The organism is Streptomyces sp. NPDC101234 (assembly GCF_044767525.1).
Taxonomy (GTDB): Bacteria; Actinomycetota; Actinomycetes; order Streptomycetales; family Streptomycetaceae; genus Streptomyces; species Streptomyces sasae.
Window position 1 is genome coordinate 210591 of record NZ_JBIWOA010000009.1, and the last position, 11532, is coordinate 222122.

At 69.6% G+C, this 11532-nt stretch carries 12 protein-coding genes; 9 read left to right on the plus strand and 3 right to left on the minus strand.

What is annotated here, in order from left to right; genetic code table 11:
- Nucleotides 1–46: 46 nt before the first annotated feature.
- Nucleotides 47–949 (plus strand): SMP-30/gluconolactonase/LRE family protein, encoded by a 903-nt coding sequence (locus ACIRR9_RS18750; protein WP_403752796.1) that lies wholly within the window; start codon nucleotides 47–49, stop codon nucleotides 947–949.
- Nucleotides 950–962: 13 nt separating this feature from the next.
- On the plus strand, nucleotides 963–1871 hold the full coding sequence (locus tag ACIRR9_RS18755; protein WP_359212639.1) for a TIGR03564 family F420-dependent LLM class oxidoreductase: 909 nt from the start codon (nucleotides 963–965) through the stop codon (nucleotides 1869–1871).
- Between the two features lie 45 nt (nucleotides 1872–1916).
- Here the strand turns inward: ACIRR9_RS18755 and ACIRR9_RS18760 are convergent, their stop codons facing one another.
- From ACIRR9_RS18760 to ACIRR9_RS18770, 3 genes are all read right to left on the minus strand, one after another.
- Nucleotides 1917–2597 carry a TetR/AcrR family transcriptional regulator gene (locus tag ACIRR9_RS18760; protein WP_403752799.1) on the minus strand — a complete coding sequence of 227 codons (681 nt, stop codon included), beginning with the start codon at nucleotides 2595–2597 and terminating at the stop codon, nucleotides 1917–1919.
- A 113-nt stretch (nucleotides 2598–2710) separates the two neighbouring features.
- A complete protein-coding gene (locus tag ACIRR9_RS18765; RefSeq protein WP_403753070.1) occupies nucleotides 2711–3637 on the minus strand; it encodes a LysR family transcriptional regulator in 927 nt (308 codons plus the stop codon).
- A gap of 735 nt (nucleotides 3638–4372) precedes the next feature.
- Complete coding sequence (locus ACIRR9_RS18770; RefSeq protein WP_359212649.1) at nucleotides 4373–4804, minus strand: MarR family transcriptional regulator; 432 nt, start codon at nucleotides 4802–4804, stop codon at nucleotides 4373–4375.
- 80 nt (nucleotides 4805–4884) lie between these two features.
- Between ACIRR9_RS18770 and ACIRR9_RS18775 the strand changes: the two genes are divergently transcribed.
- From ACIRR9_RS18775 to ACIRR9_RS18805, 7 genes are all read left to right on the plus strand, one after another.
- Nucleotides 4885–5763, plus strand: a complete 879-nt coding sequence (locus ACIRR9_RS18775) for an MBL fold metallo-hydrolase (protein ID WP_403752802.1) — start codon at nucleotides 4885–4887, stop codon at nucleotides 5761–5763.
- 110 nt (nucleotides 5764–5873) lie between these two features.
- The gene (locus ACIRR9_RS18780) at nucleotides 5874–6653 is read left to right on the plus strand and encodes an SDR family oxidoreductase (RefSeq protein ID WP_403752805.1); all 780 of its coding nucleotides are present in this window, start codon (nucleotides 5874–5876) and stop codon (nucleotides 6651–6653) included.
- A gap of 44 nt (nucleotides 6654–6697) precedes the next feature.
- Nucleotides 6698–7153, plus strand: a complete 456-nt coding sequence (locus tag ACIRR9_RS18785) for an SRPBCC family protein (RefSeq protein ID WP_403752808.1) — start codon at nucleotides 6698–6700, stop codon at nucleotides 7151–7153.
- 54 nt (nucleotides 7154–7207) lie between these two features.
- Nucleotides 7208–8098 carry an MBL fold metallo-hydrolase gene (locus ACIRR9_RS18790; RefSeq protein WP_403752811.1) on the plus strand — a complete coding sequence of 297 codons (891 nt, stop codon included), beginning with the start codon at nucleotides 7208–7210 and terminating at the stop codon, nucleotides 8096–8098.
- Nucleotides 8099–8358: 260 nt separating this feature from the next.
- Nucleotides 8359–9480 (plus strand): diaminopropionate ammonia-lyase, encoded by a 1122-nt coding sequence (locus ACIRR9_RS18795; RefSeq protein ID WP_403752814.1) that lies wholly within the window; start codon nucleotides 8359–8361, stop codon nucleotides 9478–9480.
- A gap of 98 nt (nucleotides 9481–9578) precedes the next feature.
- A complete protein-coding gene (locus tag ACIRR9_RS18800; RefSeq protein ID WP_403752816.1) occupies nucleotides 9579–10196 on the plus strand; it encodes a LysE family translocator in 618 nt (205 codons plus the stop codon).
- Nucleotides 10197–10246: 50 nt separating this feature from the next.
- Nucleotides 10247–11521 carry a M20 family metallo-hydrolase gene (locus tag ACIRR9_RS18805; protein ID WP_403752818.1) on the plus strand — a complete coding sequence of 425 codons (1275 nt, stop codon included), beginning with the start codon at nucleotides 10247–10249 and terminating at the stop codon, nucleotides 11519–11521.
- Nucleotides 11522–11532 lie beyond the last annotated feature (11 nt).

The following is an 11532-nucleotide window of genomic DNA, read 5'->3' on the forward strand; positions in this document are numbered from 1 at the left end:
ACCGGCGTGGTGCCGAACCCGGAACCGCGAGGAACGAGGGGTGTTCATGCTGGAAACACGTGTCGTGACCGAGTCGAGGATGCGCATGGGTGAGGCTCCCGTCTGGGATGCCGACCAGGAACGGCTGTACTGGATCGACGTGTTCGACGCGGCGGTGCACCAGTGCGCCCTCGACGGCGGTGATCTGCGGAGCTCCAGGTTCCCCGGGGAAACGATCTCCTCACTCGCGCTGCGGAAGGGCGGCGGAGCCGTCGTCACCTCCGGTGACGGTGTCTATCTGTTCGACCTGGAGTCGGGCGCCGCGGAAACCGTCTTCGAAGCCGGCCTCGGCCCCGGCTTCGGCTTCAACGACGGCACCGTCGACCGCCAGGGGCGGTTCGTCACCGGCATGGCCGACGGTGCGCTCATCCAGGCCCTGCTCGACGGACAGAAGGACCTGCCGAGCCCGTCCGGCAAGCTCTACCGCGTCGACGCCGACCTGAGCGTGCACGTCATCGGTGACCCCATCGGCGTCACCAACGGGCCGTGCTTCGACGCGGACGGTACGACCTTCTACTGCAACGACAGCGGACTTCGCCGGGTCCACGCCTGGGACTACGACGCCTCGACCGGTCAGGCCACCAATCGGCGGGTCGTCACGGAGTTCACGGACGACGGGGCCGTTCCCGACGGAACCACCGTCGACGAGCAGGGATACCTATGGGTGGCCGCCTACCAGGGTGGCGAGATCCGACGGTACGCACCGGACGGCACCCTCGACCGACGCGTCGCGGTACCGGTCGTGAGCCCGACCAGCGTGGCGTTCGTCGGCCCGGATCTCGATGTCCTCGTCGTCACCTCCCGAGGCAACGAGAACGCCCAGGCCGACGGCCGGATCCTCGCCCTGAGCGGCCTCGGCGTCAGGGGGGTTCCCGAGAACAAGTTCGGACAGGACCACGTACCGCGCTGAAAGGCCATGCCGCATGAGGATAGGGCTCACAGGACGACCGACGACCACCGAGAAGCTCGTCGAACAGGCCAAGGACGCCGAGAAGGGAGGGTTCAGCTCCGTCTGGTACGACAGCACGGTCCTCGGCGACCCGCTGGCCGCGATGGCCGTCGCGGGCCGGGAGACCTCGACGATCGAACTCGGGACCGCCGTACTGCAGACGTACCCCTGCCACCCCCTCCTCCAGGCGAACCGCGCCGCCTCGGTGGCGGAGGCGATGGGGCGGCCCGGCTTCACCTTGGGCATCGGGCCCTCGCACGAACCGGTGGTGAGTGGGATGTACGGCCTCTCGTACGACCGCCCCGGCCACAACACGGAGGAATACCTGCGGATTCTGACGGGATTACTGCGCCGTGAGCCGGTCACCTTCGAGGGATCGGAGTGGACGGCCCGAGGCGCCAGGGTGGAGACACGGCAACCGGTACCGGTACTGCTGGCGGCGCTGGGACCGCGTCTGCTCCGGGTGGCCGGCGAACTGGCGGACGGCGTGGTCCTGTTCATGGCGTCGGCGCGGGCGGTCGAGACTCATGTCGCGCCGAGACTTCGGGCCGTGGCGTCGGCGGCGGGGCGACCCGAGCCGCGGATCGTCGCGGGCCTGCCGGTGGCGGTGCACGACGACATCACCGAGGCCCGCGCCGCCGTCGCCGCGACGGCGGCGAGCTACGAGAGGATGCCGAACTACCGTCGCATCATGGACATCGGCGGCGCCCAGAGCCCGGCGGACGTGGCCGTCCTCGGTGACGAGAAGAGCGTGACCCGTCAGCTGCAAGGTCTTCTCGACGCGGGGGCGACTGACATCCAGGTGTTCGTCGTACCGGTGGGGGAGGATCGCCGGCAGTCCCGCAAGCGCACGATGGACCTGCTGACGTCACTGGTGACCTGACGGCTCACGCGCCACTGCTCTCCTGGCCTAGGACCGTGAGGGCTGCTATGCGCACCGACCGGCCACCAGGGTGTCGAGGGCGAGTTCCACGTAGCGCTGGGCGACCTCGGCCTCGCCCAGCGGGCCCTCAGGCCGGTACCAGACGGCGACGGCCTGGCACATCGAGACGACGGCGCGGACGGCCTCGACCGGGTAGGGCGTGTGGAACACGCCGTCCGTGATGCCGTCGTCGACAACGGCTCGCAACATCAAGGAGAGTTCGGTTCGCTGCGCGACATAACGCTCCCGGTTCTCGGGTTCGAGGTTACGGACCTCTCCGTCGAGGAACGCCAGCCGACGCCGATGGGTCATGTACAGGGTGAAGCTCTCCACGATGTGCGCCACCCGGTCCTCCGGCCGGTCTCCGGCCTCGGCAAGGGCGTGGCGGCAGCGGACGAGGATGTCGTGCATCGATCCCATGAGAAGGGTGACGAGCAGATCCTGTTTGCTGCCGTGGTGGTAGTACAGGGTGGGCAGAGTCACGCCGACGCGGTTGGCGATGGCACGCACGGAGCCGCCGTGGTAGCCGTGGGCTCCGAACTCCTCAAGTGCCGCTTCGAGGAAAGGAGAGAGCTGCAGCTCCTCGAAGTGACGCCAGTCGGCTCCCGGATCCGCCTCGAAGCCGAGTTCGGGGCCTTCGCGTCGCATCCGGTTCGGCTGCTTCGGCCGGGACGTCTGCTGCGCCACGTACCTCTCCTTCGTAGCCCGCCGGTGTGCAGGCCGACCAGTCTTCCTCGCAGCTCAGCCTACAGGGGCCAGGGGTGCCGACGCCGGAGTCGTCCGCGATGCGAAGCGGCCGGTCACGGCACTCGGTGTCCAGTCTGCGGGTGGGCAGCCCGGTGGAGAGCGTCCCGGCAGGCCACAATCGCGGGATGCCGGCTGCGGCCATGGCGTACGACGGTGAAGACGCGGCGGGTGCGCTGGCCGCGGGGCAACGGTCGCAGGGGGACGGCCGGCGGTCGGCCGATCCAGACCAGGTCCGGCAGGAACCCGGCGGCGTGCCCCTGCTCGACGAGGCGGAGGTGGAGCAGCAGGTCGGTGGTGTCGAAGCGTACGTCGGGTTCGAAACCGGCGTTGCGACACATGGTCATCGCCCAGTGCCGTGCGGGTGTTCCCTCGGGTTCCATGACCCACGGGTGGTTGGCGAGGGAACGCAGCGTGGCCGTCGGACCGTTCGTGTCCGGTTCGTCGGTGGGACCGGGCAGAGCGAGATGGAGCGGGTCGTCGAGCAGGTCCTCCTGTTCGAGTTCGGCGGACCGCGGATTGGGGTTGCCCGGGTACTCCTCGGCGAGGACCAGGTCGAAGTCGCGGGCCTGGAGAGCGGGCAGCGATCGCTCCGGTTCCATCTGCGTGACGTGGACGCGGAGACGGGGATGCTGTTCGCGCAGCAGGCCGAGCGCGGTCGGGATCAGGGCCAGGGCGGCGGTCTGGAACGAGGCGATGCGCAGAGTGCCGGTCAGGTCGTCCAGGGAGGCGGCGATGTCCGCCTCAGCGCGCTCCAGGCGTTCGAGGACCGCTTCGGTGTGGGCGACGAGGATCTCGGCCTGGGCGGTCAGGCGAACCCGTCGTCCGACGGGTTCCAGCAGTGGCACGCCCACCTCTGCCTCCAGCTGGGAAAGTTGCTGGGAGACGGAGGAGGGGGCGTAGGACAGCGCCGCGGCGACGGCTGCCAGGGTGCCGCGGTGCTTGAGTTCGCGGAGCAGGCGCAGTCGGTGCAGGTCGAACATCGGCAGCACGTCCTTCAAGCCCGAGACATTGCATCGGATGCATGATCGAGTAGCGCGATCGCACCGATATCGGGGGCGACGGTACCAGAAACCGATATCGCATACTCGCCGTCCTGACCTGCACGTTTGGCGACCCGCGGTCATTCGGCGCAGGTTACGTGCGCCTACCGCGAGGGGCGTGAGCGTTGGCGCGCGGACAAGCTGTCAGGTTCGGTCGGTGTGGTGCTGCCGGCCGGCAGAAGCAGCAGCGCGAAGGTCGGCGGCTTCAACCGAAGACGGTCCCGGATCGTCAGGCGGTTGTGCGCCGGTTCATGCTGTTCGCCGACGAGTTCATGGCCTCGCTGACTACGAAGCACACGCGAACTTGCGGGCGCGCTGACGACGCGGCATCGCCTTCGCCGACGATGCCGCGGATTCCCGCAGCGCCGCACCCTCTCCGGACAGGCCGTTTTCGTCAAACGCGGAACCCGCGTCGCCGCGCATCCACTCGTTCGGCTGCACGCTCGCGGCCAGACCCAGGCCTGCTGCGATCGGAGTTCATCGAATCAGGCGAGCCTTGGCCGTCGGCCCGTCGTCTGCTCCATGACGACGCCCTTGACACCGTCGACCGGTTCGCCGGTCTGCTTGGGTGCCGAGATCATCGCCGACAGGTGTGGGACGGCGCCGAGACGCCGTGCCGTCTGACTGGGTGGCCCTACATGCTCGGGACTCGATCGCAGGCCTGGGGTGACCGATCTATGAGCTGCCGGCGGAGAGCGACTGCTGGAGCAGGCCTTCGAGTGCCTTGAGCTCCGGTTCGGCCAGGCCGGGGAAGACCGGTTCGCGGCTGACGGCTTCCAGGACCTTCGCGCGCAGCGCGGTGCCCTCGGAGGTCAGGACGAGTTGCTTGGCGCGCCGGTCGGTGGGGTGGGGGTGGCGCTCGATGAGCTGCTGGGATTCGAGCTTGTCGATGATGATGGTCGCGTTCGACGGCTCACAGCTCATCTTCTGCGCGAGCTCCTTCATGGTCATCGGGCCGCTCATCTCATGGAGGGCCGAGGCCTGCGCGACGGTCAGGCCCAGCGGAGTCACCCAGTCGCGCATCCGTGCGGCGCACTGCATGTCGAGGTCGTGCAAGAGCTTGCCGAGCTCCCACTGTGCTTCCGCCTGCGCGTTCGTCATCTTCATGTCTCCAGAGTAGCGGACTGCTTCAGGCTATGATAGATATGACTTGAACCTTTCGGGTCATATGAATAGGGGGCGGTCCCATGACGGACACCACCACGAATCCCGGCGAGCGGCACCGCACCGCCGCGGGCATCCGGAGCCTCACCCTCGGTGAGACGAAGCTGACCTTCGTCCCGGACGGCCAGGCCACGCTCAACGCCCGGATGCTGCTGCCCGAGCCCAGCGAGGAGTTCTGGGCGGAGCACGCCGACTACCTCGACGAGGGCGGCCACCTGATGGCCAGCGTCGGGAGCCTGCTGGTCGAGCACGACGGCCGGGCCCTGCTCATCGACGCCGGGGCCGGACCGATCACGATGGGCCCGCCGCTGAACACCTACGGCGTGATCACCGGAGGCGCCCTGCTGGAGAACCTCGCCACTCTCGGCCACACCCCCGCCGGCATCGAGGCGATCGCGTTCACGCACCTGCACGCCGACCACTTCGGCTGGGCCTGGCACCCCGCCCCCGGCAGCGACCGGCCCGTGTTCGCCGGCATTCCCTACCTGGTCGCCGAGTCCGAGTGGTCCCAGCGCCACTTCCCGGAGGCTCAGGGCATGGGCGACATGATCAACGCGATGGCACCGTGGGTGCGCACCGTGGCCGAGGGCGAGGAGATCTTCCCGGGCGTCACCGTCCGGTACATGCCGGGTCACAGCGCGGGCCACGCCGCCTACGTCATCAAGGCCGGCGGCAAGAAGGTCGTCGCCTTCGGTGACGCCTTCCACTCCCCGCTCCAGGTCGTCCACCCGCGCTGGGAGAACACCTTCGACCACGACCACGCCAAGTCGACCCGCCTGCGCGAGGACCTCCTCTTCGAACTCGCCGAACCCGACACCATCGGCTTCGGCGTCCACTTCCCCGAGCCCTTCGGCCGCGTCGAGATCACCGACATGGCCGCCTGGCGCCCCATAGACGCCTGACAACGCCCAGCCGGCGCCCTGCGCCCGGTCGCACAGGGCGCTGACCTCGCAGAAATCCCCCCCCATCCATCAGTTCATGGGTTGTGCCATGAATCCCCCATAGGAGTGTCATGAACCTCAATCTCGCAGACAAGACCGCGGTCGTCACCGGCGCCAGCCGGGGCATCGGTCTGGCCACCGTCCGCACCCTGATCGGCGAGGGCGTCCGCGTCGTGGGCGCCGCCCGCACGATCACACCCGAGCTGAAGGAGACCGGCGCGATCGCGATCGCGGCCGACCTGAGCACCGCGGAAGGCGTCACCGCCCTCATCGACGGCGCGCTGGCCGAGCTGGGCGGCATCGACCTGCTGGTGAACAACGTGGGCGGCGGGGACGAGGCCGTCATGGGCTTCCTCGACGCGGGCGACACCCAGTGGACCCGCATGTTCGACATCAACGTGCTCGCCACCGTCCGTGCCACGCGCGCGGCCCTGCCCAGCCTGATCGAGCGGCGCGGGGCGGTCGTGAACATCTCCTCCGCCGTCGCCCGGATGCCCCTGGGCGTCCCGGCCAGCTACAGCGCCGTCAAGGCGGCGGTCACCGCGCTCGGCAAGTCCCTGGCCGAGGAGTTCGGCCCTCAGGGCGTGCGCGTGAACACCGTCTCGCCCGGCCTGGTCCGCACCACCGTCTACGAGGACCCCGACGGCCCGGTCGCCCAGCTGGCTTCGGCAGCGGGTGTCGGCCTCGCCGACTTCGTCCAGCAGATCGCGAAGGCCCAGAACATCACGACCGGCCGCATGAGCGAGGCCGGCGAGGTCGCGGCCCTGGTCGCGTTCCTGCTGTCCGACGTGGCCGGCAACATCACCGGCGCCGACTACGTCATCGACGGCGGCACCATCAAGACCGTCTGAACCGGATACCAGCACCTCACCACAGAGAATTGGAGGCCACTCCCATGGCTCACACCGTCGCCGCGTCCGCCGAGCACACCATCGACGCCCCGTCGGACGAGGTCTACCGCTACCTCGCGGACATGCACCTGCACGCCCGGTTCCTGCCGGCCCCGTTCTACGACTGCCAGGTCGTGCAGGGCGGGGTGGGCACGGGCAGCGTCATTCAGGTCAAGATCGACTTCGCCGGGGGTGCCAAGGTGATCCGGATGAAGGTCACCGAGCCGACCCCGGGCCGGACCCTCGTCCTGACCGACACCAACGGCTCCGGTCTCGTCACGACGTACACCCTCGCCCCGCAAGGCGGGCAGACGCTGGTCAAGGTCGCCGCCAGCTTCGACGGCGAGTCCGGCGTCGCCGGCTTCGTCGAGCGGATCGCCGCGCCGCGCAGGCTGCACAGCATCTACACCAAGGAACTCGGCGCCTTCGACGCCCACGCCCGCGAACAGCGCGCCCGCTAGCCACAGCACGAATCAGCAATCAGCTACCAGCGATCAGGCAAGAGGAAGCACATCATGAAGCTGCTCACGTTCAAGGCCACGACCCACAGCGCGAAGTCGGCCCGTTTCGGCGCGCCGATCAGCGCGGCCGCCATGGAGGCCCGGATCGACGAGCCGGGCCCGATCGAGCTCAAGACGGTCGGCGCGAACTGGGAGGCCCCGATCACGGGTCTGCTGAACATCAAGCACCCGAAGGCCGTCGCGGCCGGGATCACCGACCGCAAGGAGCCGATCAAGATCTACGCCCACGTCCTGCGGCACCCCGCCTACGGCTTCTTCCTGGTGGACACAGGGGTCTCACGCAAGCTGGTGGAGGACCCGGTGGGCGTGGGCGTCGGCATGATGCTCCGGAAGTTCGGGGGCATCGAGAAGATGGACACTCAGCAGACCACCGCGGACATCATCGCGGCCGAGGGAGTCCCGCTGAACGGGGTCTTCATGACGCACCTGCACCTCGACCACGTCTCCGGGCTGCCGGACATTCCCAAGGGCGTCCCGATCTACACCGGCGCCGACGAGGCCGAGGCGTCGCTCTTCCTGAACCTGTTCGCCCAGGGCACGTACAACCACCTGCTGGCCGGACGGCCGCCGCTGGAGGAGCTCCAGTTCGAGAAGGACCTCGGCGGGAAGCTCGAAGGCGTCAACGACGTGTTCGGCGACGGCTCGTTCTTCGCGATCCTCACCCCCGGCCACACCACCGGACACGTTTCCTACATAGCGTGCACGCCGACCGGTCCGGTCCTGATGACCGGCGACGTCTGCCACACCCGCTGGGGCTGGGACAACGGTGTCGAGCCCGGGACCTACATGCAGGAGCGCGAGCCGAGCATCAAGAGCTTCAACCAGCTCAAGGACCTGAGTGAGCGTCACCCCGACATGATCGTGCGGCTGGGGCACCAGGAATAAGCATGGCGGCCCAGGCGGTCGAGACTGATCGATGCCGAGCCCTCGATCAGTCTCACGGGCTCGGCACCCATCATCAGGACGTCCCGCGGTCACCCCTTGTGCCCTGACGGCGCCGGCGGAGAGACCGACGCGGTTCGAGGCCGGCAACGCCACGAGTTCGGAGACGGTGTCCGCTCAGAACCAATCCTCGGTTTTTTCGATGGGTATAGGTCGGAAACATTCGCTGGACCGATTCTGGGAGAGCGTCGGACCCTGGGCATGTGTCTGACAACTCCTCCTCTCCCCGTTCGCTGCCGTGGTTCGCCCGGTCCAGCGCCCGCACCTGGCGGTGTGCACCCGCGCCCGCAGAGGTACGGGACTTCCACCGCTCCTTGCCCGACTACTCGCCCACCCCGCTGACGGAACTTCCTTCGCTCGCGGCGGAACTCGGTGTCGGCCGCGTGTTCGTGAAGGACGAGTCCAGCCGTCTCGGACTGCCCGCCTTCAAGGCGCTGGGCGCGTCCTGGGCGGTCCACCGCACGCTGGCCGAGCGGGCCGCGAACGGCCGTGAACCGGCGCCGGTGACCCTGGTGACCGCCACCGATGGCAACCACGGCCGGGCGGTCGCCCGGATGGCCCGTCGGCTCGGGCAGTACGCACATGTCTTTGTCCCTCAGGGTGTCCACCCCGGGGCCGTGGCCGCCATCGTGGCCGAGCAGGCGAAGGTGACGGAGGTCGTAGGGTCGTACGACGAGGCCGTCCGGCTGGCGGCCGAGGCGGCCGAAGGGCCGGACACGGTGTTGGTCCAGGACACCGGTTGGCCGGGATACGAGCGAATCCCCGGCTGGATCGTCGAGGGGTACTCCACCCTGTGTGCCGAGATCGACGAGCAACTGGTGGCGGCGGGAGCGGTCGAGGGGGCCGACGTCGTCGCGGTGCCCGTCGGCGTGGGCTCGCTGGCGCAGGCCGTCGTCACCCACTACCGCAGCCGCACGGCCGGTCGCGCCCCGGCGCTGCTGTCCGTGGAGCCCGAGGGCGCGGCCTGCGTCCTGGAGAGCCTCTCTCTCGGCGAACCGGTCAGTGTCACCACCGGTGAGACCACCATGGCCGGGCTGAACTGCGGCACCCCGTCCAGCACCGCCTGGCCCTACCTGTACGGCGGGCTGGACGCCGCGGTCGCCATAACGGATGCCGACAGCGCCGGTGCGGCCGCCGACCTCGTCGCCCTCGGGGTCTCCTCGGGTCCCTGCGGGGCCGCGGCGCTCGCCGGACTCCGTGCCGCGCTCACCGGCGTGGGCGGCGAGGAACGCCGTACGGCAATGGAGTTGGGCCCCTCCTCCGTCGTCGTGCTCCTGAGCACCGAGGGCACGGCGGCCAATCCGCACTCCGCCACCGATCACTGAACACGCGACACCTGAAAGACCCCTGCTTTGAGACATCGCCCTTTGCTCCCCAGCCGGCCGAGCCGTTCGACCAGGTCCGTCAGCAGGAGGACGGCAGCATGCTGACCCACCTCGCGACGGCGCTCGGCGTCCTCGGCCTGCTGACCGTCGTACCCGGCCCGGACATGGCCGTGGTGACCCGCCGGGCCCTCGCCGCCGGGCGCGGAGACGCGCTGCGCACCGTGGGCGGGATCGCGACCGGGCTGCTGGTCCGGGGTGCGCTGACGGTCGCCGGGCTCGCGGCCGTGCTGGCCGCGTCACCCGCGGCGTACCTCGCCGTCAAGCTCCTGGGCGCCGGCTACCTTCTGTTCCTGGGCGCGCAGGCGCTGTGGCAGCACCGCCGCTCCGCGACGGCCGCCGCGACGGACGCCCCCGACGTCACCGGAAGCCCATGGCGGACGGGTCTGGTGAGCAATGTCCTCAACCCGAAGATCGCCGTCTTCTACACCGGACTGCTTCCCACCCTCGCTCCACCCCACCTGCCCACCGCGTGGGCCATGACGCTCCTCGTCCTTCTCCACGCCGTCCTCACTCTCGCCTGGCTGGGCAGCTACGTGTGCCTGCTGTCCAAGGCCGGCCCCGTCCTGCACAAGCCGCGCGTCCGCCGGGCTCTCGGGCGGACCACGGGTGTCGTGCTGATCGGCTTCGGCCTTGTGGTCGCGACCGCGTCCGGCTGATCGACGTCCCCCTGCACCCACCGTTTCCGGCACCCTCCGGGAGACAACTCATGACGAACTCCGACCCCGACAAGATCACGGTCAACGGCGACCGCCTGTGGCGGTCCTTGACGGACCTCGCCGAGATCGGCGCGTACGACGACGAGCGCACCGGCCTGCGCGGCGTCAACCGCCTCGCCCTCACCGACGCCGACGCGACCGGGCGCCGCCAGGTCATCGCGTGGATGGAGGACGCCGGACTGAGCGTGCGCGTCGACCGCATGGGCAACGTCTACGGCCGCCGGGAGGGCATCGACCCCACCGCTGCTCCGGTGCTGACCGGCTCGCACATCGACAGCGTCGCCACCGCGGGTGCCTTCGACGGCTGCCTCGGTGTCCTGGGCGGCATCGAGGTCGTCCGCACCCTGGACGAGCGCGGCATCCGCACCCGCCGCCCGATCGAGGTCGGCGTGTTCACCGAGGAGGAGGGCGTCCGCTTCGGTACCGACATGCTCGGCAGCGCCGTGGCCGCGGGCCGGCTGAGCCTGGCGTACGCCCACGGCCTGACCGACCGTGACGGTCGCACCCTGGGCGACGAGTTGGCCCGCACCGGCTTCGACGGTCACGCCGCCGTGCGCCTGACCCCGCCGTACGCCTACGTCGAGTGCCACATCGAACAGGGCCCGGTGCTCGCGGAGAACGACGTCGAGATCGGTGTCGTCACCGGAGTGCAGGGCATCTCCTGGCAGGAGATCACCATCCACGGCCGCGCCGCGCACGCCGGCACCACACCCACCCGTCTGCGCGCCGACGCCGGCCTGGCCGCGGCGCAGATCATCGTCCACCTGCGGGAGCTGGTCGACTCCGGCGAGTACGGGGACCTGCGGGCCACCGTCGGCCATCTGATCGTCCACCCGGACCTGACCAACATCGTCCCGGCCCGCGCCGAGATGACCGTCGACCTGCGCAACCCCGACGATGCGCAGATGGCCCGCGCCGAGGAGGCGCTCGCCACCTTCCTGGAGAGGCTGGAGAACAGCGGCCCGGGCCTGTCGCTGACCGTCCGGCGGATGGCCAGGACGGCCTACGTCCCCTTCGACGAGGGTGTGCAGAAGGTCATCGCGCAGGCTGCCGACGACCACGGGCTGGAGCACATCTCGCTGCTGTCCGGTGCCGGCCACGACGCCCAGGAGATCGCGGCGCTCTGTCCCACCGCCATGATCTTCGTACGCGGTGAGTACGACGGCATCAGCCACAACCCCCGTGAGTACTCCACCCCCGAGGCATGCGCCCACGGCGTCGATGTCCTGGCCACCGCCCTCCTGCGCCTGGCCAACCAGGACTGACCGCCGCCCAC

Coding starts and splice junctions, on each gene's coding strand:
- ACIRR9_RS18790 (WP_403752811.1), top strand. CDS start 7,208: ATGAAGCTGCTCACGTTCAAGGCCACGACCCACAGCGCGAAGTCGGCC.
- ACIRR9_RS18800 (WP_403752816.1), top strand. CDS start 9,579: ATGCTGACCCACCTCGCGACGGCGCTCGGCGTCCTCGGCCTGCTGACC.
- ACIRR9_RS18765 (WP_403753070.1), bottom strand. CDS start 3,637: ATGTTCGACCTGCACCGACTGCGCCTGCTCCGCGAACTCAAGCACCGC.
- ACIRR9_RS18770 (WP_359212649.1), bottom strand. CDS start 4,804: ATGAAGATGACGAACGCGCAGGCGGAAGCACAGTGGGAGCTCGGCAAG.
- ACIRR9_RS18775 (WP_403752802.1), top strand. CDS start 4,885: ATGACGGACACCACCACGAATCCCGGCGAGCGGCACCGCACCGCCGCG.
- ACIRR9_RS18755 (WP_359212639.1), top strand. CDS start 963: ATGAGGATAGGGCTCACAGGACGACCGACGACCACCGAGAAGCTCGTC.
- ACIRR9_RS18750 (WP_403752796.1), top strand. CDS start 47: ATGCTGGAAACACGTGTCGTGACCGAGTCGAGGATGCGCATGGGTGAG.
- ACIRR9_RS18780 (WP_403752805.1), top strand. CDS start 5,874: ATGAACCTCAATCTCGCAGACAAGACCGCGGTCGTCACCGGCGCCAGC.
- ACIRR9_RS18785 (WP_403752808.1), top strand. CDS start 6,698: ATGGCTCACACCGTCGCCGCGTCCGCCGAGCACACCATCGACGCCCCG.
- ACIRR9_RS18805 (WP_403752818.1), top strand. CDS start 10,247: ATGACGAACTCCGACCCCGACAAGATCACGGTCAACGGCGACCGCCTG.